The sequence below is a fragment of the Pseudomonas sp. GL_135 genome (assembly GCF_057834665.1).
The window spans coordinates 5,068,075-5,093,469 of the sequence record NZ_CM174408.1 but is presented as its reverse complement, the minus strand read 5'-3'; the positions used below and the strand labels follow the sequence as shown (position 1 = coordinate 5,093,469).

General features: G+C 60.7%; 17 protein-coding genes. 3 read left to right on the top strand and 14 right to left on the bottom strand.

What is annotated here, in order from left to right; genetic code table 11:
- Window positions 1-121: 121 nt before the first annotated feature.
- From AC3ISG_RS22505 to AC3ISG_RS22470, 8 genes are all read right to left on the bottom strand, one after another.
- Window positions 122-1,447, bottom strand: a complete 1,326-nt coding sequence (locus AC3ISG_RS22505) for a TldD/PmbA family protein (protein WP_489299576.1) — start codon at window positions 1,445-1,447, stop codon at window positions 122-124.
- Window positions 1,447-2,889 carry a TldD/PmbA family protein gene (locus tag AC3ISG_RS22500; RefSeq protein WP_489298004.1) on the bottom strand — a complete coding sequence of 481 codons (1,443 nt, stop codon included), beginning with the start codon at window positions 2,887-2,889 and terminating at the stop codon, window positions 1,447-1,449. Before AC3ISG_RS22500 ends, AC3ISG_RS22505 begins: the two co-directional genes overlap by 1 nt.
- A 394-nt stretch (window positions 2,890-3,283) precedes the next feature.
- On the bottom strand, window positions 3,284-4,981 hold the full coding sequence (gene betA / locus AC3ISG_RS22495; RefSeq protein WP_489298003.1) for a choline dehydrogenase: 1,698 nt from the start codon (window positions 4,979-4,981) through the stop codon (window positions 3,284-3,286).
- A 148-nt stretch (window positions 4,982-5,129) separates the two neighbouring features.
- Complete coding sequence (gene betB / locus AC3ISG_RS22490; protein WP_489298002.1) at window positions 5,130-6,602, bottom strand: betaine-aldehyde dehydrogenase; 1,473 nt, start codon at window positions 6,600-6,602, stop codon at window positions 5,130-5,132.
- Window positions 6,603-6,676: 74 nt separating this feature from the next.
- A complete protein-coding gene (gene betI / locus AC3ISG_RS22485; protein WP_122533875.1) occupies window positions 6,677-7,270 on the bottom strand; it encodes a transcriptional regulator BetI in 594 nt (197 codons plus the stop codon).
- A gap of 198 nt (window positions 7,271-7,468) precedes the next feature.
- Window positions 7,469-8,650 carry a choline ABC transporter ATP-binding protein gene (choV, locus tag AC3ISG_RS22480; RefSeq protein ID WP_122625580.1) on the bottom strand — a complete coding sequence of 394 codons (1,182 nt, stop codon included), beginning with the start codon at window positions 8,648-8,650 and terminating at the stop codon, window positions 7,469-7,471.
- Window positions 8,647-9,495, bottom strand: a complete 849-nt coding sequence (choW, locus tag AC3ISG_RS22475) for a choline ABC transporter permease subunit (protein ID WP_172613019.1) — start codon at window positions 9,493-9,495, stop codon at window positions 8,647-8,649. The genes choV and choW overlap by 4 nt, the downstream gene beginning before the upstream one ends.
- 65 nt (window positions 9,496-9,560) lie before the next feature.
- Window positions 9,561-10,508, bottom strand: coding sequence for a choline ABC transporter substrate-binding protein (locus AC3ISG_RS22470; protein WP_122625581.1), 948 nt, complete (start codon window positions 10,506-10,508; stop codon window positions 9,561-9,563).
- A 476-nt stretch (window positions 10,509-10,984) separates the two neighbouring features.
- On the opposite strand from AC3ISG_RS22470, the gene AC3ISG_RS22465 reads away from it, so the two are divergent.
- Both AC3ISG_RS22465 and gbdR read left to right on the top strand, forming a co-directional pair.
- Complete coding sequence (locus AC3ISG_RS22465) at window positions 10,985-12,361, top strand: L-serine ammonia-lyase (protein WP_489298001.1); 1,377 nt, start codon at window positions 10,985-10,987, stop codon at window positions 12,359-12,361.
- Between the two features lie 457 nt (window positions 12,362-12,818).
- Complete coding sequence (gbdR, locus tag AC3ISG_RS22460) at window positions 12,819-13,922, top strand: choline metabolism transcriptional regulator GbdR (protein WP_122625583.1); 1,104 nt, start codon at window positions 12,819-12,821, stop codon at window positions 13,920-13,922.
- Between the two features lie 120 nt (window positions 13,923-14,042).
- On the opposite strand, the gene AC3ISG_RS22455 is transcribed toward gbdR, so the two are convergent.
- Window positions 14,043-14,300, bottom strand: coding sequence for a hypothetical protein (locus tag AC3ISG_RS22455; protein ID WP_489298000.1), 258 nt, complete (start codon window positions 14,298-14,300; stop codon window positions 14,043-14,045).
- 332 nt (window positions 14,301-14,632) lie between these two features.
- Between AC3ISG_RS22455 and AC3ISG_RS22450 the strand changes: the two genes are divergently transcribed.
- A complete protein-coding gene (locus tag AC3ISG_RS22450; protein ID WP_489297999.1) occupies window positions 14,633-15,472 on the top strand; it encodes a 23S rRNA (adenine(2030)-N(6))-methyltransferase RlmJ in 840 nt (279 codons plus the stop codon).
- Between the two features lie 393 nt (window positions 15,473-15,865).
- Here AC3ISG_RS22450 and AC3ISG_RS22445 read toward each other — a convergent pair whose 3' ends face one another.
- From AC3ISG_RS22445 to aceE, 5 genes are all read right to left on the bottom strand, one after another.
- A complete protein-coding gene (locus tag AC3ISG_RS22445) occupies window positions 15,866-16,330 on the bottom strand; it encodes an REP-associated tyrosine transposase (RefSeq protein WP_489297998.1) in 465 nt (154 codons plus the stop codon).
- Between the two features lie 562 nt (window positions 16,331-16,892).
- Window positions 16,893-17,555: a peptide-methionine (S)-S-oxide reductase MsrA gene (gene msrA / locus AC3ISG_RS22440; RefSeq protein ID WP_122625585.1), complete on the bottom strand. Its 663-nt coding sequence runs from the start codon at window positions 17,553-17,555 to the stop codon at window positions 16,893-16,895.
- A gap of 130 nt (window positions 17,556-17,685) precedes the next feature.
- Window positions 17,686-20,379 carry a putative bifunctional diguanylate cyclase/phosphodiesterase gene (locus AC3ISG_RS22435; protein WP_272633154.1) on the bottom strand — a complete coding sequence of 898 codons (2,694 nt, stop codon included), beginning with the start codon at window positions 20,377-20,379 and terminating at the stop codon, window positions 17,686-17,688.
- 367 nt (window positions 20,380-20,746) lie between these two features.
- Window positions 20,747-22,417, bottom strand: coding sequence for a dihydrolipoyllysine-residue acetyltransferase (gene aceF / locus AC3ISG_RS22430; protein ID WP_489297997.1), 1,671 nt, complete (start codon window positions 22,415-22,417; stop codon window positions 20,747-20,749).
- A 146-nt stretch (window positions 22,418-22,563) separates the two neighbouring features.
- Entirely contained in the window at window positions 22,564-25,209 is a 2,646-nt protein-coding gene (aceE, locus tag AC3ISG_RS22425) for a pyruvate dehydrogenase (acetyl-transferring), homodimeric type (protein ID WP_108119093.1), read from the bottom strand.
- Window positions 25,210-25,395 lie beyond the last annotated feature (186 nt).

Sequence of the window (25,395 nt, the reverse complement as noted above, 5' to 3'; positions counted from 1 at the left end):
AGACGCCCTGACAACCGCCCCATTTCTGCAGCCTGATTGCCAGCATTCGCGAGCAAGCTCGCTTCCACACACACACACAGAGCTCAGTGTCTGCCCGCCAGCAGCCAGACAGCCCGATGCATTACAACGTCAGCGTCAACCCGCTCAGCAGCGCGCCGGGCAGCAGACTCGAGGCGGTCTGGCGCTGACTGTAGGTGCTCGTCGACAGCAGGAGTTCCCTTTCTGTGGTCAGTTGTTCCAGTGCCGTGCCCAGCAGGCTGAAGATACTGTCGTCGAAGCGCATGGTGTTGACCGGCGCCTTGATCTGCCCGTCTTCGACCCAGAACGTGGCGAAGCGGGTCATGCCGGTGATGCGCCCGGCGGTGCGGTCCGAGAAATTCAGGTACCACAGGTTGCTGATGTACAGGCCCGTGCCCAGCGCTTTCAGCACTTCATCCAGCGCCAGCGAACCGCTCGCCATGCTCAGCGCGCTCGGTGACTCGCCCCAGCCTGCGCCGTTGGCGACAAGGCCGTATTCGGCGGCGCTGCGCGAGTCGATCATGCGATCCCGGGCCACGCCTTCGGCCACCAGCGACAGGTCCATGCGCGGATAACCTTCACCGGAAAACGCAGGGGACAACGAGCCGCTGACCTGCTCGCTCAAACTCACCAACGGATTCAGCGTGGCGTGGCCGTCGTACAGCCGCTGCAAGGGACTGGTCTTGTCGGCCAGCGACTGTGCAGAGAAACCTCCCCAGCACAGCATGCCGATGACTTCCTCCAGCGCGGCAGGCGCCAGGTAAGCGCGGTATTGCCCGGGGGCGAGGGCGTGCGCCGGGCGACCAAGAAACGTCAGTTGCTCACGGGCCAGCGCAAAGCGCCGTGCGAAGCCTTCGTCAGTCCACGTGTGCCCGGCGTAGTTGGCTTTCACCGCCTGGCCGTTCTCGTGGAACAGGCTCCAGTCGAAATTGAAGCTGTTGGCCTGGTGCCAGCCCAGCGCCCCGCTTGAACTGGCGAAACCGCGATAGATCGGACCGGCCGCGTAGATGCCCACCAGATCCAGTCCCTCGCCCAGTTGTGCGATCTGCTCGACCACATGTGCACGGTCTGGCAATGGCGTCTCTTGCACGTTGCTGCTCTGCCAGGCCTCTTCGTTCAGTTGCAGATAAGGGTCTTCCGGCAGCAGCGTCAGGGTCTCGCGCAGTTGAAGCAGGGCGTCGCTCAGGCGTTGTTGATCCACCTCGCCATCGCCCGACAGCGTAAGGCTCAGGTTGGCGTGGCGGCCTGCGGCGATCAGCTTGAAGGTCACGCTGGCTTGCTGGACATGGCCGGCCTGACGCACCTTGGCGTGGTTGAAACGGATGAAGTCCGACGCTTCGGCGTCGTAGCTCAAGGTGTAACGCTCGTCGGCGGTAACCGCCCCGTGCAGCCATTCCGCCAGGGCCTTGAATTGCGCTTGATGGGACATCATGCGTCACCTCCGAAAACATCAACGCTCGCGAACACGCAAGCGGGCGAGGCGTGCCCCACGCGGATCACTTGATTGGGTTCGCCTTTGCCACAGTTGGGCGTGCCGAGGACCTTGAAGGTACTGGCGTCGCCGACCGCGCTGAGGTTGCGCCAGAACTGCGCGGAGATCGCGCGGTAATTCGGGTTTTTCACCACGCCCTTGAGCTCGCCGTTCTCGATCAACTGGCCCCACTCGCAGCCGAACTGGAATTTGTTGCGCGCATCATCGATCGACCAGGAGCGGTTGGTGCTCATCAAAATGCCGTGCTCGATGCCGCCAATGAGCTGCGCCATCGACTTGTCGCCTGGCTCGATATTGAGGTTGGCCATGCGGTCGATGGGCGCGCGGTTCCAGCTGGACGCGCGGCTGTTGGCGACGCCTTCCATGCCGCTGCGGTATTGCGACAGCGCGCCGCCCAGAGGCCTTACCAGTAAGCCGTCCTTGATCAGGAATTGCTTGCTCGCCGGCGTGCCGTCGTCATCAAAGCCGTAGCTCGCCAGTTGCTCGGGGATTTCAGGGTCGAAGGTCACGTTGAGCAGGCTTGAGCCGTATTGCAGGCTGCCGAAGTCGCTGGCTTTGACGAAGCTGGTCCCGGCGTAGTTGCGCTCATCGCCGAGGATGCGGTCCAGCTCCAGCGGGTGGCCGATGGATTCGTGGATTTGCAGGGTCATCTGGTCGGGCGTCAGCAGCAGATCCCGGGGGCCGGAGGGCGTGTTCGGCGCCATGACCAGTTGCAGCGCCTGATCGGCGACGTTGACCGCCGCACCGATGATCCCGCACGACGCGATGACTTCCGCGCCGCCCTGCTGGCCGAAATTCTCGCGGCCGAGGCTGCGGGTCTGGCTGTCCTGTCCGTCGTAGGCCGTGACGGTCAGGCCTGGGAAGACAAAGCGCTGGGCCTGACGGATTTCGGCACCGAAGTTGTTCAGGTAAATCTGCTCGACGTTCTCAAGCCCCAGGCTCACCTGCCAGTTGACCAGACGTTCGTCCCTCGGCACCGACGCCGACTCGGCATTGAGCAGGGCGTAGCAATCACTGAGCGATGGAAACGCATTTTGCAGATTGGGCGAAAGGTAATCGGCGTGGGCGGTGGCGACAGCATGGTCGCGCAGGTCAAGGAGCGAATGCGGGGCCAGTTGCCGCGCTTGAGTCTCCGCCTGTTCCAGCGCCGATTGAAGTCCGCGCTGGGAGATGTCGTTGGTGGCCGCGTAGGCTTCGACACCATTGACCCGCACGGTCAGCATCGCGCCCTCGTCGATGCTGAGCTGTGGCGGCTCGGCGACGTTCTTGCGCACCGACAGATGCTGGCTGGTCTGTTTGACGTAACGCAGGGAAAAAAACGGGGCGCTGCTCTGCAGGGCGGCGAACCGCTGTTTGAGCTGAGCGGAGAAGTCGAACATGCAGGAAGGCTCCTTGACGATTCGGACAGGCAACGGCCCGAATCATAGCGCGGATGGTCACTGCAGCGGGGGAGGGAAGGACAACGCGCGCGCAACGCGCCATTGTGGGACCGGCTTTAGCCGGGAATGCGTCGGGTGTCACACCGCAAAATCGAGGGTGTATCCACCGGCCTCTTCCCGGCTGAAGCCGGTCCCACTGACACATCGGCGCCGCAAATGTATCTGCTGGCAAATGGACTGTGGGAGTGAGCTTGCTCGCGAATAGGTCGGCACATCCACTGAATCTTCAGCGGCTGAAATGCCTTCTTCGCGAGCAAGCTCGCTCCCACATGGACCGGGTGTGCTGGACGATTGCACAGCACTCCCGGGGAGCCTGCTGCAGTAACGGCGGTGATTACTGCGCCAACGGGCCCACTTCGCGCATCGGCTTGCCACGCACCGGCGCATCGCCGGCGACGTAGTAATCAGCAGTGCTGCGCGGCAGCGGGGCACGACCGCGGATCTTGTCGGCAATTTTCTCGGCCATCATGATCGTTGGCGCGTTGAGGTTGCCGGTGGTAATCAGCGGCATGATCGACGCATCCACCACACGCAGCCCTTCCATCCCGTGCACACGGCCCTGACCGTCAACGACCGCCATTTCATCGGTGCCCATCTTGCATGAGCAGGACGGGTGATACGCCGTCTCGGCGTGCTCACGGATGAACGTGTCCAGCTGCTCGTCGCTCTGCACGTCGATGCCGGGGCTGATTTCGCGGCCACGGTATTGGTCCAGCGCTGGCTGCTGCATGATCTCGCGGGTCAAACGAATGCCGTCGCGGAATTCCTGCCAGTCCTGCTCGGACGCCATGTAGTTGAAAAGAATGCTCGGGTACTCGCGCGGGTTCTTCGACTTCACCTGCACGCGACCACGGCTTGGCGAGCGCATCGAACCGACGTGCGCCTGAAAACCGTGCTCTTGAACGCCTTTGCTGCCGTTGTAGTTAATCGCGACCGGCAGGAAGTGGTACTGAATGTTCGGCCACTCGAATTCCTCGCGTGAACGAATGAAACCGCCCGCCTCGAACTGATTGCTGGCGCCAATGCCCTTGCCCAGGAACATCCACTCGGCGCCGATGGCCGGCTGGTTCCACCACAGCAGCGACGGATACAACGAGACCGGCTCCTTGCACGCGTACTGCAAATACATCTCGAGGTGGTCTTGCAGGTTCTCGCCAACGCCCGGCAGGTCATGAACGACCGGAATGTCGAGCTTCTTCAGCAGCGGCGCGGGGCCGACGCCGGAACGCTGCAGGATCTGCGGCGAAGCAATGGCGCCGCCACACAACAGGACTTCCTTGCGAGCGCGGGCTTCAATGCGGGTGTCGCTGTCGCCCACCATGTAGGCCACGCCGACGGCGCGCTTGTTATCGAACAGAATCCGATCCGTCAGTGCGTGAGTGACGATGGTCAGGGTCGAGCGCTTCTTCGCTTCGTCCAGATAGCCCCGGGCGGTGCTGGCACGACGGCCGAACGGCGTAACGGTGCGGTCCATCGGGCCGAAACCTTCCTGCTGATAGCCGTTGAGGTCATCGGTGCGCGGATAACCGGCTTGCACGCCTGCTTCAACCATCGCGGCAAACAGCGGGTTGTTGCCGGCCTTTGGCGTGGTCACGCTGACCGGGCCTTCGCCGCCGTGGTAGTCGTTAGGGCCGATGTCGCGGGTTTCGGCCTTGCGGAAGTACGGCAGGCAATCGAGGTAAGACCAGTCTTCCAAGCCCGGGTTTTCCGCCCAGCCGTCGTAGTCCATGGCGTTGCCGCGGATGTAGCACATGCCGTTGATCAGCGAAGAGCCACCCAGGCCCTTGCCGCGACCGCACTCCATGCGCCGATTATTCATGTGCGGCTCTGGCTCGGTCTCGTAAGCCCAGTTGTAGCGACGGCCTTGCAGCGGGAACGCAAGCGCGGCTGGCATCTGCGTGCGGAAGTCGGCGCGATAGTCCGGGCCGCCTGCTTCAAGCAACAGTACGGTGACGCCTGCGTCCTCGGTGAGACGGGCTGCCAGAGTGTTACCGGCCGAACCGGCGCCGATGATGATGTAGTCGTATTCCAAGATAAATCTCCTTGGGAGTTGCAAGCGTCAAGCCTCAAGCTGCAAGAAAAAGCAGCGAGGCGGCGCCTGCGAGATTGATGGGGTGAGCGGCAAACCAGGACTGCAGTTGCTTTGTCTTGAGGCTTGCCGCTTGCCGCTTAAAGCTGCTTTAGAACACCGACGCGTAATCGCCCAGCTCGACCTGTACAGACTTGATCCGGGTGTACTGCGCCAGCGAGCTGATACCGTTTTCCCGGCCCACGCCCGACTGCTTGTAGCCACCGACCGGCATCTTCGCGTCGGACTCGCCCCAGGCGTTGATCCAGCAGATACCGGCTTCCAGTTGATGGATCACGCGGTGCGCGCGGTTCAGGTCCTTGGTCACGATGCCCGCAGCAAGACCCATCTCGGTGTCGTTGGCGCGGCGAATCACTTCTTCTTCGCTGTCGTAGCTGAGGATGCTCATCACCGGGCCAAAGATTTCCTCTTTGACGATGGTCATCTCGTCGGTGCAGTCGGTGAACACGGTCGGCGCGACGAACGCGCCCTTGCCCAGTTCGCCTTCGGTCAGACGGTCGCCGCCGATCAGCAGGCGCGCGCCTTCTTCCTTGCCCTTGTTGATGTAGCCGAGCACGTTTTCCATGTGCGCGAAGCTCACCAGCGGGCCGAAGTTGATGTTGTCGTCCTGGGGGTTGCCGACGCGGATGCGTTTGACGCGCTCAAGGATTTTCGCTTCGAAGTCAGCCTTCAGGGCGCTCGGCACGAACACGCGAGTACCGTTGGTGCAGACCTGACCCGAGCTGTAGAAGTTGGCCATCATCGCGATGTCGGCGGCGCGATCCAGATCGGCGTCGTCGAAAATGATCAGCGGGGACTTGCCGCCCAGCTCCATGGTCACTTCCTTGAGCGACGAGCTCGACGCGCTGGCCATGACTTTCTTGCCGGTCTGCACGCCGCCTGTGAACGAGATCTTCTCGATGCGCGGGTGCTCGGTCAGCCAGCTGCCGACGTCGCTGCCGGCGCCAGTCAGCACGTTGAACACGCCTTCCGGCACACCGGCTTCGGTGTAGATTTCCGCCAGCTTCAGCGTGGTCAGCGAGGTGACTTCGCTTGGCTTGAAGATCATCGCGTTGCCGGCTGCCAGCGCAGGGGCGGACTTCCACAGGGCGATCTGGATCGGGTAGTTCCACGCGCCGATGCCGACGGTGACGCCCAGCGGCTCGCGGCGGGTGTAGACGAATGAGGTGTCACGCAGCGGAATCTGCTCGCCTTCGATGGCAGGCACCAGGCCGGCGTAGTACTCCAGCACGTCGGCGCCGGTGACGATGTCGACGTATTTGGTTTCGGAGATCGCCTTGCCGGTGTCGAGGGTTTCAAGCTCGGCCAGCTCATCGTTGCGCTCACGCAGGATGTCGACGGCACGACGCAGAATGCGCGAGCGCTCCATGGCGGTCATGGCGGCCCAGATTTTCTGGCCCTTTTCAGCGCTGACAACGGCGCGTTCGACGTCGTCTTTGGTCGCGCGCTGCACCTGAGCCAGGACTTCGCCATTGGCCGGGTTGATGGCGTCGAAGGTCGCGTTGCCGCTGGCGTCCACGTAGCCGCCATCAATGTAGAGTTTTTGCAGTTCGAAACGGGCCATAAAATCCTCGAAGTAGTCTGGGTGGGTGACGACCGAGTGCGCCGTGCGCTGCCTTGGTCGTGGTGCCGGCTGCTTCAGCTCGGCGCTTTTGCCAGTTGAAAGTCCATGTACTCGTAGGCGATCCGTTGCGCTTGTTCGGTATCGAAGGCGTCGCCGGAAAGCGCGCCGCGCAGCCATAAGCCGTCGATCAAGGCCGCCAGCCCACGGGCTGCGCTGCGTGCTTCATCCAACGGCAATGCGCGACGGAACTGGCAGCAGAGGTTGGAATACAGACGGTGATCGTTGATCCGCTGCAGCCTGTGCAGCGAGGGCGAATGCATGCTGGTTGCCCAGAAGGCGAGCCAGGTTTTCATCGCCGGACCGTTGACCTGACTGGAATCGAAGTTGCCCTCGATGATCACTTTCAGGTGAGCCCGCGGGCTGTCGTCGTTCAATGCCCGGCGCCGCTCGGCGACGCTGGCGATCAGCGCATTCATCAAGTGGCGCATCGTCGCTGCGATCAGGCCGTTCTTGTCCTGAAAGTAGTGACTGATGATGCCGTTGGAGACCCCTGCCAGTTTGGCGATCAGCGCAATGCTGGCATCGCCCATCCCGACCTGATCGACCGCCGTCAGGGTGGCCTGGATCAACTGCTGACGCCGAATGGGTTGCATACCGACCTTGGGCATCTGTGGGGCTCCTTGATGTGCAGGGTGAACGTGAGTGGCTGGAAACGGCGTCCACTGTAAAGCTTTTTAATTGAACGTTCAATCAACAAAAAAGCGGGGGCGCAGAAAGGCAGCCACAAGCTTTAAGCTCCAAGCCGCAAGAGTCGAGGCGTGGCGGCCTTTTTCTTGCGGCTTGAAACTTGAAGCTTGCAGCTGCTATCAGCCGTGATTCTTGCCCAGCAACGCGTGGTACAGCTCGCTGTCGCCAAGGATGCCGACCAGTTGGTTGTTCTCCTGCAACACCAGTTTGTTGCCGGTGTGGTAGCGAATCTGCAGGGCATCGCGCATGCCGATGTCGGAGTGGACAACGGTGGGTTTGCGGCCGAGGGTTTCCACCGACTGGCCCGGTGCCCAGCTTTGCAGATCAAGGCTCGCGCCATGCTGATGGGCGCCGGTGATGGCGTTGCCATCAGTGAGATCAATCCATGTGTCGTCGCTCGGGTCCAGACAGACCTGAGACCCGTTGATGCGCGTGCACTGGGTGATCGGGCGCATCAGGCTGCGACCACACAGCACGTTGAGCGGATTGGTGTGAGCGACGAACGTGCGCACGTATTCATCGGCAGGGTTCAGCACGATCTCTTCCGGCACGCTGTACTGAATGATCCGGCCGTCCTTCATGATCGCGATACGGGTACCGAGCTTGAGCGCTTCGTCCAGGTCGTGACTCACGAAGACGATGGTCTTGTTCAGCTTCTTCTGAAGCGCCAGCAGCTCATCCTGCAAGCCCTGACGAATCAGCGGATCGAGTGCCGAAAACGGCTCATCCATCAGCAGAATGTCGGCGTCCATCGCCAGGGCGCGAGCCAGGCCGACACGCTGCTGCATGCCGCCCGACAGCTCGTCCGGCTTCTTGTTGCGCCACTGGGTCAGGCCGACCAGCTCCAGCTTTTCGTCCACCAGCGCGCGCCGCTCTTTCTCGGGGCGGCCCTGCATTTCCAGACCAAAACTGATGTTCTCGCGCACCGTCAGCCAGGGCATCAGGGCGAACTTCTGAAACACCATCGCGATGCGCTTGGTGCGCATCATTTTCAGCTCGGCGGGGGTGCAGGCAGCGATATTGATCTGCTGGCCTTCGTGCTCGACGAACAGCGAACCGCGGCTGACCGTGTTCAGGCCGTTTATGCAGCGCAGCAGGCTGGATTTGCCCGAGCCGGACAGGCCCATCAGCACGCAGATCTCTCCTTTGTTGATCTCCAGCGTGGCTTTTTCAACGCCGACGATCTGGCCGGTTTTCTTGAGGATTTCTGCCCGCGTAAGGCCCTGGTCCAACAGCTTGAGTGCCTCACGCGGGTCTTTGGAGAAGACGACGTCAACCTGATCGAATTTGATGATGCTCATGCGTCGGCCCTCACTTTGGCGTCCGGTTGTTTGCAGATCCGGTCGAGCATGATCGCCAGCAATACGATCGCCAGGCCCGCTTCGAAGCCCAGAGCGATATCAGCAGTGTTCAGTGCGTTGACCACAGGTTTGCCCAAGCCGTCAGCGCCCACCAGCGCGGCGATCACCACCATCGAGAGCGACAGCATGATGCACTGGGTGATGCCGGCCGCGATGCTCGGCATGGCGTGGGGCAGTTCGATACGGGAGAGCAGTTGACGGCGCGAGCAGCCGAAGGCTTTGCCGGCGTCGAGGAGTTCTTGCGGGACGTCACAGATGCCCAGGTAGGTCAGGCGGATCGGCGCGGCGATCGCGAACACCACCGTCGAAATCAGGCCCGGCACCACGCCGAGGCCGAACAGGGTCAGGGTCGGGATCAGGTAAACGAACGTAGGCACCGTCTGCATCAGGTCGAGCACGGGGCGCATGCAGGTGTAAAACATCGGCTTGTGCGCGGCAATGATGCCCAGCGGCACGCCGATCACCACACAGACCGCCGTGGCGAACAGCACCTGGGCCAGTGTCTCCATGGTTTCCTGCCAGTACCCCAGGTTGAGGATCAGCAGAAAGGAAATGATCACAAAGGCGGTCAGGCCCCATTTGCGCTGAATGAAGTGAGCGAGCAGGGCAACCAGGCCGATCAGCACGAAGGGGTTGAACCAGGTCAGGCCGCCGGTCAGGCCGTGAATCATGGTTTCCAGTGACGAAGCGATGGCGTCGAAGGTGCTGGCGCCGTGCTGCGTCAGCCATTCGACGAAGCCGGCGATGTACTCGCCCAGAGGGATTTTATGATCAGTCAGCATGATGTCGGTTGTCCGCGTGCGGGATGAAAAGAGGACAACAGGCGGGCGTTACCCGCCTGCCTGTCGAGTTACTTCGTCAGCTCGGCTTTTGCGGCTTCCAGGCCAGGTTTTCCGTCCACAGTGGTGACGCCCGCCAGCCAGGTGTCGAGTACTTGAGGATTGGCTTTCAGCCACGCTTTGGCGGCCACTTCAGGCTTTTTCTTGTCGTCGAGGATATTGCCCATCAGCGTGCTTTCCATCGGCAGCGTGAACGACAGGTTCTTCAACAGTTGACCGACGTTGCTGCACTCGGTGGTGTAGCCCTTGCGCACGTTGGTGTAGACGGTGGCTTTGCCGAAGTCGGGGCCGAAGAAGTCATCGCCACCGGTGAGGTATTTGATTTTGAAGCGGGTGTTCATCGGGTGCGGTTCCCAGCCCAGGAACACCACGTCGGTGTTGCGTCGCGAGGCGCGGTCGACCTGGGACAGCATGCCCGCTTCGCTCGACTCGACAACCTTGAAGCCTGCGTCTTTCAGGCCGAAGGCGTTCTTGTCGATCATGCTCTGGATCAGGCGGTTGCCGTCGTTGCCCGGCTCGATGCCGTAGATCTTGCCGTCGAGTTCTTTCTTGAATTTGACGATGTCGGCGAAGTCGTGAAGACCTTTGTCGTACAGAGCTTGAGGAACGGCGAGGGTGTACTTGGCGTTTTCGAGGTTGGCGCGGACGGTCTCGACGGTGCCTGCGTCGCGGTAGGCCTTGATGTCGTTTTCCATGGTCGGCATCCAGTTGCCGAGGAAAATGTCCATGTTCTTGCCATCGGCCAGCGACTTGTAAGTCACGGGCACGGAAATCATCGTGGTCTTGGTTTTGTAGCCCAGCGACTGCAGCACGACGCTGGTGACGGCGGTGGTCGCCGTGATGTCGGTCCAGCCCACATCGGAAAAATTGACCGTCTGGCAAGCGGCAGGCTCTGCAGCCTGGGCCAGGATCGGGAGACTCAGCGCAACGCCCAGTAACAGCCTGTGTGAACCTTTCATGTCGGACTCCTTTGGTGTTTTTTTCTCGGCATCAACCGCAGCTGATGCGTTTTCTGGTGTCGGCGAGTCAAGTTGGGAAAACAGCTCCATCACTGCGTCTGGCGATTGAGTCGACAACGATCATGTAACAGGGAAAAACAAACGCCTACAGGGGGCGTCGTATCCAGTACACAGGGAGTCGTATCCAGCATCAGTGACGTCGCTTACAGGTTTTTTCCCTGCTCGCCGAATGATTCCCGGGACAAAAGCAGAGTGACGATACGGCAAAAAGTGCCGAAATCGGCAGCCGATCGTGCTCAGGCACCGGTAAAAGCAGAGGCGACGTTGGTGGGCATGGGTGAGTCGGTGTGAGACGCCGCCCCGCAAAACAAAAGGCTGATGATGCCGCCATCTCGGTGGATTGCTGCTTGAGCGTAGCAGCTCCATCGCCGGCCGCGCGGCGCGCCGGGAGCCCTGTTTTCGGAGGTTTGCGGTTAATGGCTATCAGCGTGTTCGACCTGTTCAAGATCGGTATCGGCCCTTCCAGCTCACACACCGTCGGCCCCATGCGCGCGGCGGCGCTGTTCGTTCAGGGTCTGCGCGAACGCGAACAACTGGGGCAAGTGAACCGCGTTGAAGTGCGGCTTTACGGCTCGCTCTCGGCAACCGGCGTCGGTCATGGCAGTGACAGCGCGGTGATCATGGGCCTGATGGGCGAATGGCCCGACGCAATCGATCCTGCGCTGATCGGCCAGCGCATCGCCGAACTGCGTGAAACCGACACTTTGAAACTCAATGGCGATCACCCTATCCCTTTTATCTGGCAGCGTGACATGTTGCTCGTCGATGAAAACCTGCCGTTCCACCCCAATGCCATGACGCTGATCGTATCTAACGAGCACGGCGAGTTTCATCGCGACACTTACTACTCGGTGGGCGGAGGTTTTGTCGTCGACGAAGCCCAGGCCGCCAGTGGCGTGCTGGATCGCGACGAAACCGTGCTGCCCTATGATTTCTCCAGCGCCGACGAATTGTTGATGCTCTGCGAAACCCACGGCCTGCGGGTGTCGCAGCTGATGATGGAAAACGAGAAAGTCTGGCGCAGCGAAGACGAAATCCGTGCCGGGCTCATGCACCTCTGGCGGGCCATGCAGGCGTGCGTGGAACTGGGTTTGAAGCACGAAGGCATCCTGCCGGGCGGCCTGAACGTGCGTCGTCGTGCGGCGCGTCTGCATCGCAGCCTGCTGGAGCTGAACAAGCCGAACGTGATCGGCTCGACCCTAAGCGCGATGGAGTGGGTCAACCTGTTTGCGCTGGCGGTCAACGAAGAAAATGCCGCCGGAGGGCGCATGGTCACGGCGCCCACAAACGGCGCTGCGGGGATCATTCCGGCGGTGCTGCATTACTTCGTCAAATTCAGCGACGAAGTCAGCGAAGCCAACGTGGTCGATTACCTTTTGGGCGCGGCGGCTATCGGCATTCTGTGCAAAAAGAATGCGTCGATCTCCGGCGCCGAAGTGGGCTGTCAGGGCGAGGTCGGTTCCGCGTGCGCCATGGCGGCGGCCGGTCTGGCGGACATCCTGGGTGCCACCCCGGCGCAGCTGTGCAACGCGGCGGAAATCGGTCTGGAACACAACCTCGGCCTGACCTGCGATCCGGTGGGCGGACTGGTTCAGGTGCCGTGCATCGAGCGCAACGCCATCGCTGCGGTGAAAGCCATCAACGCCGCGCAAATGGCCCTGCGCGGCGACGGCCAGCACTTCATTTCGCTGGACCGGGTCATTCGCACCATGCGCGACACCGGCGCCGACATGCACGACAAATACAAAGAGACTTCGCGGGGCGGGCTGGCGGTCAGCGCCGTCGAATGTTGAGTCGGTAACGCCCGGTCTCCGAATAAGCACAGGTGGCCTGTAGCCGCCTGCTCGCTTTTCGCACACGTCCTACTGAGCTCGCTACCTTTTGGCGCGCGCTCACTCTTGAGCTGGCGGGATGCCATCTATATCCAAGGCCCATCACCGACCTCGATCACTCTGTGCATCGGGTGACACTCCCGGACCGCCTGCCGATTCGATGGTTCACACAAAGTGCTACGGAAGTGCTCATCCCTCCCGCAGCGCTTATGGCTCAGCCGTCACGAGGTCGCGATTTGAATCGTTGTGTCGCTCCCGAATAGACGCTTCGCGACGTCGCTATCGGGAGTTGTTGAATGCTCATTCAAATTTAGGCATGGCAATTGCGTTGCAATGACCAAGCTCTCCGCAGATGAGGGCGAGACAACGAGAGCCTCTGCTGAGGCCTTCAACCGTTTTACGCGTGAGGAGAAGTGTGATGACTACGTTCAACTCCGGGGCCCAACCCCAGAACCGTGCGCCCCAATCCATCGGCTTCCTGCTGCTGGACAACTTCACATTGATCTCCCTCGCGTCAGCGGTCGAGCCACTGCGTATGGCGAATCAGTTATCAGGTCGCGAGCTGTACCGCTGGACTACGCTGACCGCTGACGGCGGCCAGGTCTGGGCCAGCGACGGTCTGCAGATCACCCCGGACGCCGCGATGCACAAGGCGCCGGTGCTCGACACCGTGATTGTGTGCGGCGGCGTCGGCATCCAACGCAGCGTTACCCGCGAACACGTCAGCTGGCTGCAGAGCCAGGCGCGTCAATCCCGTCGTCTTGGCGCGGTGTGCACCGGCAGCTGGGCACTGGCCTGCGCGGGCTTGCTGGACGGTTTCGATTGCAGCGTGCACTGGGAATGTCTGGCCGCGATGCAGGAAGCTTTCCCCCGCGTCGCCATGAGCACGCGCCTGTTCACCCTTGACCGCAATCGCTTCACCAGTTCCGGCGGCACCGCGCCACTGGACATGATGCTGCACCTGATCAGCCGCGATCATGGCCGTGAGCTGTCCGCCGCGATCTCGGAAATGTTCGTCTACGAACGCATCCGCAACGAACAGGATCACCAGCGCGTGCCGCTTAAGCACATGCTTGGCACCAACCAGCCGAAGCTGCAGGAAATCGTCGCGCTGATGGAAGCCAACCTGGAGGAGCCGATCGATCTGGACGAACTCGCGGTGTATGTCGCCGTGTCCCGACGTCAGCTGGAGAGGCTGTTCCAGAAATACCTGCACTGCTCGCCGTCACGCTATTACCTCAAGCTGCGCCTGATCCGCGCGCGGCAATTACTCAAGCAGACACCGATGTCGATTATCGAAGTGGCTTCGGTCTGCGGCTTTGTGTCCACGCCGCACTTCTCCAAGTGCTATCGCGAGTACTTCGGCATCCCGCCGCGCGACGAACGCGTGGGCTCCAATACTACCCAGCAAGTGGCAATGCTGCCGATTCCGCAGTCGCTCGTCCTGGCACCGTTGTCCGGCCCACTGTCGGCGCTGAGTCAGGCGCGTAATGAGTCGACGTTTGCGAGTGTGCGGTTGTAAGAGCGCAACGGTCTCCTGTAGGAGTGAGCTTGCTCGCGATCAGTCGTATGGACGATAGATCTGTATCGGCTGTACCGGCTTCTCGCGAGCAAGCTCACTCCTACAAAATGCGTCACGCCTCTAGGCACTCTGCTTGTAAGCCGCCAGCGCCGGCAACAACTGCTGATCAATCGCCTGGCGCACGGCTGGCAAAATCGTCGCGCTGCCGCTTAGCAGTTCTTCTACCAGTTGCCGCAAGGCCCGAGCGCGGTCGTCATTGAGGCCGCGTACCGCTTGGGCACAGGCCTGTTCTGCGCTGAGGCCGGAGGGCACCTCGAGACCGATCGCTCTGAGTTGGCTGATCAAGTCGTCCTGGTCGATGAGGTCTGCGTGCATCATGACGTGCGCTCCGTTTGTTGAGATTGACCTGATTCTGGTGGTGCGCGCGTGAGCTCGGCAAGCGCTGGCGTCGCAGATGTCTGGCATACGCATCAGCGTGTCGTTTTCGGCTATGTAACCGTTTAGTTCATTTGGCATAATCGGCCCACTTACATTGCGCAGACTACGGTTTGGTCACCCTCTGGCTCGCGCAAATGCCTCACCCCCGGTTTTGTAACGGCTTAACCGGGGTTTTTTTTGCCTGTCGTTTAGGCGCCCTCGAGCGGCAGGGCATGAGCGGTCTGCGCAACGTCGGATGGTTTGATAAACTCCGCAGCCTTCCAGGAGCCGCCATGAACTACCGTCACGCCTTCCACGCCGGCAACCACGCCGACGTTTTCAAACACATCGTTCTGACTCGCTTGATCGCGCTGATGTCGCGCAAGGAGCAGCCACTCGCTTACCTCGACACCCACGCGGGCATCGGCCTGTATGACTTGCAGGGCGATCAGGCAACGCGCACTGGCGAATGGATCGAAGGCATTGGCCGCTTGTGGGATGCCGATGACGTGCCTGAAATGGCGGCCGGTTACATCGACGCGATTCGCCAGATGAACCGCAAGACCGGCGAACTGCGCTACTACCCCGGCTCGCCCGAACTGGCCCGCCGCCTCACCCGCGAACAGGACCGCGTGCTGCTCAACGAAAAGCACCCCGAAGACGGCGCGCTGCTCAAAGACAACATGAAATATGACCGCCGTGTCGCCGTGCACCTGGGCGAAGGCTGGCACGTGCCACGGGCGTTGTTGCCGGTTCACGAGAAGCGCGCGGTGATGCTGATCGATCCGCCGTTCGAGCAGCTCGACGAGATGAAGCGCTGCTCCATAGCCCTTAAGGAAACCATCGCGCGGATGCGCCAGACCGTTGCGGCCATCTGGTACCCGATCAAGGACCAGCGCGCCCTTAAGCGTTTCTATCAGGAACTGGCCGAGACTGGCGCACCGAAGCTGCTGCGGGTCGAGTTGTTCGTGCACCCGCTGGACACACCCAACAGCCTCAACGGCTCCGGCCTGGCGATCGCCAATCCGCCTTGGGGGTTGGAAGAAGAGCTGCGCGAGTTGATGCCATGGCTGGCGAAGAAGCTCCGCCAGACCCAGGGCGACTGGAAGATGGATTGGTTGATTGCGGAGTAACCGCTCTTGGTTCCTGCGGCGTGACGGCTTACGTCTTCCCGGCTAAAGCCAGTCCTACAAGGGATACGCGATCGGTCAGTAGGACCGGCTTCAGCCGGGAAGTGGCCAGTGTGGACACCCTCGATCCTGAGGCAAGATGACCGACGCTTTCCCGGCTAAAGCCAGTCCTACAAGGGGTACGCGATCGGTCGGTAGGACCGGCTTTAGCCGGGAAGGGGCCAGTGTGGACACCCTCAATTCTGCGGCGTGCCGCCCGACGTCTTGCCGGCTAAAGCCAGTCCTACAAGGGGTACGCGATCTGTCGGTAGGACCGGCTTCAGCCGGGAAGAGGCCGGTTGGAGCACCCTCAATTCTGCGGCGTGACATCCGACTTCTTCCCGGCTAAAGCCAGTCCTACTCGAGCACCCATTCACAACCCCACAATGGATAGTCCTCCCTCTGCCTCACCAAGCCTGCCCGTATTGGGTTGTTCACGACATAGCGAGCCATCTCCACGAGGTCCTCTTCGGCCCTGACCCCGTGATCGTGATAACCCTTCTGCCATGTGAGTATTGTCGTGCCGTGAGCCTTGTTCACTGCGAAGGCACTTCTACCCTTCAGAGTTTGCATGAGCGTAGGCAGCGATCCTGACTTGAGCTCGAACAGCCAATGTAGATGGTCGGGCATAACTACCCACGCCATCGAGTGCGCAAGGCCTGAGGAATGCAGGTGCTCAATTTCCGCGACGACCCTGTTGGCTATCTGAATATCACTAAATATAGGCAGGCGATTTTTGACCACAGAGGTCACGAGATAGACGTTCCCCGGCTGGGAAGATCGACCGATGCGTAGAGACCGTGCATGTTTGATTTCCTGCATCCCATTGTTCCTCCTCATGTGAGGGCAAGCAATAAAAGCAGAAAGCGGATTCAAGCATGGCGAGTGGTTGTCAGGAGATTTCTGGCGGACGCTGACGTTCAGTAGGACCGGCTTCAGCCGGGAAGGGGCCAGTGGTAACACCCTCAATTCTGCGGCGTGACATCCGACGTCTTCCGGGCTAAAGCCAGTCCTACAAGGGATACGCGATCGGTCGGTAGGACCGGATTCAGCTGGGAATATGTCAGTGGTAGCACCCTCAGTTCTGCGGCGTGCCGCCCGACGTCTTCCCGGCTAAAGCCAGTCCTACAAGGGGTACGTGATCGTTCAGTAGGACCGGCTTCAGCCGGGAAGAGGTCAGTGGCAGCACCCTCAATTCTGCGGCGTGACATCCGACGTCTTCCCGGCTAAAGCCAGTCCTACAAGGGATACGCGATCGGTTGGTAGGACCGGCTTCAGCCGGGAAGAGGCCGGTTGGAGCACCCTCAATTCTGCGGCGTGCCGCCCGACGTCTTCCCGGCTAAAGCCGGTCCCACTAAGTGCGCGGGGTGTCAGCGGTTCTGACTCAGTTACCCGCCAGACTCGGCGGCATGCAGACGCCGGTGCCGCCGATACCGCAGTAGCCCTGGGGATTCTTCGCCAGATATTGCTGGTGATACGCCTCGGCGAAGTACACGGTCGGCGCCTGGTCGATGTCGGTTGTGATTTCCCCGAGACCGGCCTTGGCCAGTTCGGCTTGATACACCTCGGCGCTGGCCTTGGCCGCCTGCAGTTGCTCAGGCGTTGTCGCGTAGATCACCGAGCGGTATTGGGTGCCGATGTCGTTGCCCTGACGCATGCCCTGGGTCGGGTTGTGCAATTCCCAGAACATCGCCAGCAGTTGCTCATAACTGACCTTCGCAGGCTCATACACCACGAGCACCACTTCGGCGTGGCCGGTCAGACCCGAGCAGACTTCTTCGTACGTCGGGTTCGGCGTGAAACCGCCCGCGTATCCCACGACGGTGCTGACCACACCCTCTTGCTGCCAGAAGCGACGTTCAGCTCCCCAGAAGCAACCCAAACCGAAAATGGCGAATTCGACGTCGTTGAAGAACGGCCCGAGGAGGGGAGTGCCGTTGACGAAATGAGTTTCAGGCAGAGCCATGGGGGTTTCGCGCCCGGGCAGTGCCTGCTGGGCTGTAGGGAGAGCGTTTTTATTCACAAGAATTTCCGAGCGCAAGACCATGAGGCACATCCTCTCTGGGGCAGGACAACCAACATGCGTTGTCAGTGAAAACCGTATATGGGGTCAGAATCGGCTGATGCAAATGCAGGGCGGCAGTGTGCCGCACTGATGTGATGCGGGGAAGGGGGGCTCAGGCCAGCGGGCCGCGGGGGTAGCGACGCAAGGTTTCGATCAGCGCTTCGCCCGGAATCGGCTTGTCGAACAGATAGCCCTGACCGACATCACAGCGATGACGACGCAGGAAGGCCAGCTGTGCCGCCGTCTCGATGCCTTCGGCGACCACGGTCAGCTTGAGGTTGTGAGCCATGGCGATGACCGCCGAGGTGATTTCCATGTCGTCCTGATCGTCCGGAATGTCCCGAATGAAGCTGCGGTCGATCTTGATCACGTCGATGGGGAATTTCTTCAGATAGCTGAATGACGAATAGCCTGTACCGAAGTCATCCATCGCCAGTGTCAGGCCCAGGGTCTTCAACGACTCCAGCTGCAGGCGTGTGTCTTCAGTTGCCTCCAGCAGCAGACCTTCAGTCAATTCCAGTTCCAGTAGCGACGGGTCGAGCTGTTCGTCACGCAGAATACCGGCCAGCGAAGAAACCAGCTCCGGATCGGAAAACTGTTTGGGCGACACGTTGATGGCCACATGCAGCTTGCCGTAGCCAGCCGCAGTCAATTGCTTGCTCATGCGGCAGGACTGGCGCGCGACCCATTTGCCGATCGGGATGATCAGGCCGGTCTCTTCGGCGACGCTGATGAACTGATCCGGGCGGATCATGCCTTTTTCCGGATGGTTCCAGCGCAACAACGCTTCCATGCCCAGCAAACGGCCACTGCGCAGGCACAGTTTGGGCTGGTAGAAGACCTCAAGTTCATTCTGCGTCAGGGCGCGGCGCAGGTTGTTCTCGACGAACAGCTTGTAGCTCGCCTCGGCGTTCAGTGCTTCGGTGAACACCTGCACCTGATGCTTGCCGTTGGCCTTGGCTTTGTGCAGCGCCAGGCCTGCGTTCTTCATCAGCGTCTGCGGGTCGCGGCCATGGATCGGCGCGCAGGCCAGCCCCACCGAGCCGGTGACGCTGATCAACTGATTGTCGACGAACATCGGCTTGTCCAGCGTACTCAGCACCTGGCTGGCCACACGTTGGCCTTCCTCGGGACTGGTGTCGTCGAGCAGCACGGCGAATTCGTTACTGGCGAATCGCGCCAGTATGCCGGTCGGGCTCAGGCTGTTGCGCAGCCGACGGGCGAGGCTGATCAGCAGTTTGTCCCCGGTGTGGTGGCCGAGGCTGTCGTTGATGCGCTTGAAGTTGTCGATGTCCACCAGCAACAGGCTGATCGGGGTTTCGACGTCGCGGGCGAAGTGCTCGTCCAGGGTTCGGATGAACGCCGGACGGTTGCCCAGATTGGTCAGATTATCCGTGTACGCCAGGCGCTCGATCCGCTGCTGGGAGAGCTTGGCCTGGGTGATGTCCTCGTAGATGCCGATGTAATGGGTCAGCTCGCGGTTGTCCCCGTACACCTTGGAAATCGACAGCTGGCCCCAATAGGGTTCCAGGTTTTTGCGCCGGCTCTTGAACTCGCCCTGCCAGCTGTTTCCGTTGACCAGACTGGAGTTCGCGTCGAGCAGCAGCGCGCTGAGGTTTTCAAGCGCAGGCAGCTCCGAGAGTTGCTGTCCGTGGACCTCGTCGGCGGGGTATTGAGTGATCTCGGTGAAACTCGGGTTGACGTACTCGACCACGCCGTCGCGGTTGACCAGCAAAAACGCATTGGCGCTCTGCTCCACGGCACGCTGGAACAGGTGCAGGGCGCTGGTGGCGGTGCGGCGGTTGTGGTTGTTGATGGCGTGGGCAAACTGATCGGCCAGCTCACCGGCAAAGGCGATCTCATCAGACTGCCATTCCCGGGGGGCACCCGTCTGCTCAAGGCACAGCACGCCGACCACTTGGCCATCGATGCGCACGGCGGCATCGAGGATGGCGGTGATGTCCTGGGTACGCAGTCGCTGAACCAGCTCTTTGGTGCGCGGATCCTGCTCGACGTCGTTGACGTCGATGGCGCGGCTGGTATGCAACACATCCAGGTAGCTGGGGAATTCGCTGATATCGATCGCGTTGGTTTTGGGGAACGTGCTGGTATCGCGGCGATACTCTGCAATCGGCTCCAGGGTCTTGCCGTTCAGGTTCCACAGGCTGGCGCAGGAGATGTTGTAGATCTCGCAGGCGCTTTTGGTGATCAGCTCTGCCGCTTCCTGCAGCGAATTGTTCGAGCTGTAGCGATGGCGTGCCAGGCGCAGAATCAAACTTTGCTGGCCGCGGACCCGTTCCAGATGATGCAACTGTTCGTGCTGGGCGCGCTGATTGAGCTCCAGCGCGATCTGCAGACGGGAGTTCTGCACTTCCAGATCCGGGCTGATCACCAGTTCGCCGGACTCGACCTGCTCATTGACGACCATCAGATAGCCGCGCAGCAAGTGCCGATTGTGTTGCTTGTAAGCCTCACCAATCTCCACCAGACCCAACGGGCCGCGCGTCGTGTGCAAGGTGTAGCGAATCAGGTAATGGGCGCCGCCCGCCAGTTGCAGCTGCACGGCGTCGTGCAGTTGATAGCGCGCTTCGGGCTCCATGAGGCTGGCATACGGCGTGCCCACCAGCGCGCAGAGTTCGACGGCGGGCATGCTGAATTGTTTCTCGCAATTCGGATCCAGATAGAGCATGGCCCAGCTGGGTTCATTCAGCCGCTCGAAACGCAGCATGCCGAGCCGCGAGGGCACCGGTAATTGCGTCACGACCTCGGCCGCCGGTCTACCGGCAGCATCAGGTTGGCTTTTCATGAAGGAACTCGCTTTCAGGGTGCTGTCGCGCACGGGCAAGGAGCCCGTCTTTAAGTCGCGTGCCGCAAGGTTGCATCATGGCGCACGGGCTGACAAGTGAGCGCGATGGCTTAGTGCTATAAATCTGTCGGCAGACGGTTGATTTACTGGAGGTAATTGATCGGATTGTCTGGGTGAGGGTCGAGCGGTTGGTATGTGTGCATGATCAGCTATCGGCCGAAGAATTAAATACTGTAGGCGCTTGTGGCCGCGCTGCGTCCTCTTTTTAAGGGCAAAAAAAGCCCCGCCAGTCAGCGGGGTTGAGGTACGAGCGTGGCAGCTCGAAAAAAGCGAAGGCCCGTTTCGCGAAAAACGGGCCTTGTACGGCTTACAGCAGAATCGTGCGGATGTCCGCCAGCAATTCGCTCAGACGCTTGGTGAATCGTGCAGCTGCGGCGCCGTTGATCACGCGGTGATCGTAGGAAAGCGACAGCGGCAGCATCAGGCGAGGCTGGAAAGCCTTGCCGTCCCAGACCGGTTGCATGGTGGCTTTGGAGACACCAAGGATCGCCACTTCCGGGGCATTGACGATCGGCGTGAAGCCGGTGCCGCCAATGTGGCCCAGGCTGGAGATGGTGAAGCAGGCGCCTTGCATGTCGTTGGCCGACAGCTTTTTGGAGCGTGCCTTTTCCGCCAACTCAGCTGCTTCGGCCGCCAACTGCAGCAGGCTCTTCTGGTCGACGTTCTTGATCACCGGGACCAGCAGGCCTTCCGGCGTATCCACCGCGAAGCCGATGTTGAAGTACTTCTTGCGAATGATCGCTTTGCCGCTTGGCGCCAGCGAACTGTTGAAGTCCGGCAGCTCCTTGAGCATGTGCGCGCTGGCCTTGAGCAGCAGCGGCAGAATGGTCAGCTTGACGCCGGCCTTTTCAGCCACGGCTTTCTGCGCGATACGGAAAGCTTCCAGGTCGGTGATGTCAGCCTGGTCGAATTGCGTGACGTGCGGAATGTTCAGCCAGCTGCGGTGCAGGCCGGTTGCGCCCAGCTGCATCAGACGCGTCATCGGCACTTCTTCGGTTTCGCCGAAACGGCTGAAATCGACTTCCGGAATCGGCGGGATGCCCATGCCGCCGGCAGCGCCGCCAGCAGCAGGCGCGTCCTTGGACTTGGTCATGATCGATTTGACGTACGCCTGCACGTCTTCTTTCAACACGCGACCGTGGGGGCCGGTTGCCGAAACAGCGTTCAGCTCGACGCCGAACTCTCGCGCCAGTTGACGAACAGCCGGGCCAGCGTGAACCTTGGCGCCGTTGTTCGCAGGTGCAGCGGCGGGCGCGGCTGCAGGCGCCGGGGCGCTTTCAGCTTTCGCCGCCGGAGCAGCAGCGGCCGCCGGAGCAGCCGCTTCAGCCTTGGCCGGAGCCGGGGCAGCAGCCTGAGCAGGGGCGGCAGCCGGTGCAGCACCCGCCACTTTCAATTTCAGGATCAGGTCGCCGGTGCCGACTTCGTCTTCGACCTTGACGCTGATGCTTTCGACGACGCCAGCGGCTGGAGACGGGATCTCCATCGAGGCTTTGTCGGATTCCAGAGTGATCAAGGATTGATCAGCTTCGATGCTGTCGCCCACTTTGACCATCAGCTCGATGATGCGAGCCTTGCCCGACGAACCGATGTCCGGAACGTGAATGTCCTGAATGGTATCGGAAGCCGCAGGTGCAGTCGCTGCAGCAGGCGCAGGTTCGGCTTCGGCTGGCTTCTCGGCAGGTTTTTCAGCGGCAGGGGCAGGCGCGGCAGCAGCAGGTGCTGCAGCAGGCTCGGCCGCCGCTTCGCCTTCCACTTCCAGCTCAAACAGCTCGTCGCCTTCTTTCAGGCGGTCGCCCAGCTTCACTTTCATCGCCTTGATGACACCGGCTTTGGGCGCAGGTATTTCCATGCTTGCCTTGTCCGACTCCAGCGTCAGCACGCTCTGGTCAGCTTCGATGCGATCACCGACCTTGACCATCAACTCAATGACTTCACCTTCACCGTTGCCGATGTCGGGTACACGAATTAACTCACTCACAATGTCTCTCCTTAGGAGAACCTGTTCCTCGACTGCGCTGATTCATCTGCGACGAAACAGCCTTGATGCTCATTTACCGAAGTAAATTCCGCATTGGCGGCTGTTTCGCGCACATTTCAGCGCTCTATTCGATCGTTACGCAGACCTTAGCAGTCCAGCGGGTTGCGCTTTTCAGGATCGATGCCGAACTTGGCAATGGCTTCCGCCACGACTTTAGGTTCGATGTCGCCGCGATCGGCCAAGGCTTCCAGGGCGGCCAGCACTACGAAGTGACGGTCAACTTCGAAGAAGTTGCGCAGCTTCTTGCGGCTGTCGCTACGGCCGAAACCGTCGGTGCCCAGAACCTTGTATTCCTTGGTCGGAACCCACTGACGGATCTGGTCAGCGAACAGTTTCATGTAGTCGGTCGAAGCGATCACCGGACCTTTACGGCCGTTCAGGCATTCTTCAACGTAGCTCAACTGTGGCTTCTGACCCGGCTTCAGGCGGTTGCTGCGTTCTACGGCCAGGCCGTCGCGACGCAATTCGTTGAAGCTGGTGACGCTCCAGACGTCCGCGCCAATGTTGAACTGCTCGCGCAGGATCTTCGCCGCCTCGCGTACTTCACGCAGGATGGTGCCCGAACCGAGCAGCTGCACGTGATGCGCGGCTTCCTTGGTGTCTTCTTCCAGCAGGTACATGCCCTTGATGATGCCTTCCTCGGAACCGGCCGGCATGGCAGGTTGCGTGTAGGACTCGTTCATCACGGTCAGGTAGTAGAAGACGTCCTGTTGTTCTTCGAACATCTTCTTCATGCCGTCCTGAATGATCACCGCCAGCTCGTAGCCGTAGGTGGGATCGAAGGTGCGGCAGTTCGGAATGGTCGAGGCCAGGATGTGGCTGTGGCCGTCTTCGTGCTGCAGACCTTCACCGTTCAGGGTGGTACGACCGGCGGTGCCGCCGATCAGGAAGCCACGGGTGCGGCTGTCGCCAGCGGCCCATGCCAGGTCGCCGATACGCTGGAAACCGAACATCGAGTAGAAGATGTAGAACGGAATCATCGGCTGGTTGTGGCTGCTGTACGAAGTACCTGCCGCGATGAACGAAGACATTGCGCCGGCTTCGTTGATGCCTTCCTCGAGGATCTGACCTTTCTTGTCCTCGCGGTAGAACATCACTTGTTCTTTGTCGACTGGCTCGTACAGCTGGCCTACGGAAGAGTAGATGCCGAGCTGGCGGAACATGCCTTCCATGCCGAAAGTACGGGCTTCGTCCGGAATGATCGGAACGATGCGCTGACCCACTTCCTTGTCCTTGACCAGTTGGGTCAGGATGCGGACGAAGGCCATGGTGGTGGAGATTTCGCGATCGCCGGAGCCGTCAAGGATGGCCTTGAGGGTTTCCAGTGGCGGAGTCGGCAGGCTGAAGCTCTGCGCGCGACGCTGTGGAACGAAGCCGCCCAGTGCAGCGCGACGCTCGGCCAGGTAACGCGCTTCGGCGCTGCCTTCTTCCGGCTTGAAGAACGGCAGGGCTTCTAGCTGATCGTCTTTGATCGGGATGTCGAAGCGGTCACGGAAGTGACGCAGGCTGTCGACGTCGACCTTCTTGGTGTTGTGCGCGGTGTTTTTCGCTTCACCGGCGCCGGTGCCATAACCCTTAATGGTCTTGGCCAGAACCACGGTCGGCTGACCCTTGTGGTTCACCGCTGCGTGGTACGCCGCGTAGACCTTGTACGGGTCGTGGCCGCCACGGTTCAGCTTCCAGATTTCGTCGTCGGACATATCCGCAACCATCGCCTTGAGTTCTGGCGAGTTGAAGAAGTGTTCGCGCACGAAAGCGCCGTCTTTGGCTTTGTAGTTCTGGTATTCGCCGTCGATGACTTCGTCCATGCGACGTTGCAGGATGCCGTCAACGTCTTTGGCCAGCAGTGGGTCCCAGAAACGGCCCCAGATGACTTTGGTCACGTTCCACTGAGCACCGCGGAACACGCCTTCCAGTTCCTGGATGATCTTGGCGTTGCCGCGAACCGGACCGTCCAGACGCTGCAGGTTGCAGTTCACGACGAAGATCAGGTTGTCGAGCTTCTCGCGACCGGCCAGGGCGATGGCGCCCAGGGATTCCGGCTCGTCGGTCTCGCCGTCGCCCAGGAAGCACCAGACTTTCTGCTTGCCTTCAGGGATATAACCGCGGTGCTCCAGGTACTTCATGAAACGCGCCTGGTAGATCGCCTGAATCGGACCCAGACCCATGGAAACGGTCGGGAACTGCCAGAAGTCTTTCATCAGCCACGGGTGTGGATAGGACGACAGACCGTTGCCATCGACTTCCTGACGGAAGTTGTTCATCTGGTCTTCGGTGATGCGACCTTCCATGAACGCACGGGCGTAGACGCCTGGCGATGCGTGACCCTGGAAGTAGATCAGGTCGCCGCCGTGTTCGTCGGTCGGGGCCTGGAAGAAGTAGTTGAAGCCAATGTCGTACAGGGTTGCACTGGAAGCGAAGCTGGAGATGTGGCCGCCCAGATCCGGGTCGCCGATGTTGGTCTTGACCACCATCGCCAAAGCGTTCCAACGTACCAGCGAGCGAATGCGGCGTTCCATGAACAGGTCGCCGGGCATGCGTGCTTCGTGGGTAACGGGGATGGTGTTGCGATAAGGCGTGGTGATGGCGTAAGGCAGCTGCGAACCACTTCGTGTGGCCAGCTCACCCATACGGGTCATCAGATAATGAGCACGGTCTTCGCCTTCTTTGTCGAGAACCGATTCCAGGGCGTCCAGCCATTCCTGGGTTTCGACGGGATCGAGGTCTTGCATGGCTTGCTCCAGGGCGGAAAGGCTTCCAGAATCGGTTGCCTGAGTTTGTTGCGACTGGCCTTGTGGGCAGACGATATAAATTCTTGGATGACCGGATGGGTCCCCGGTGTTGTGTAGTTTTACTACAAATCTCGGGCTAATTCAGCTTTTTGACTTGTATATACAGTAGTAAAACTACAGCTGAGC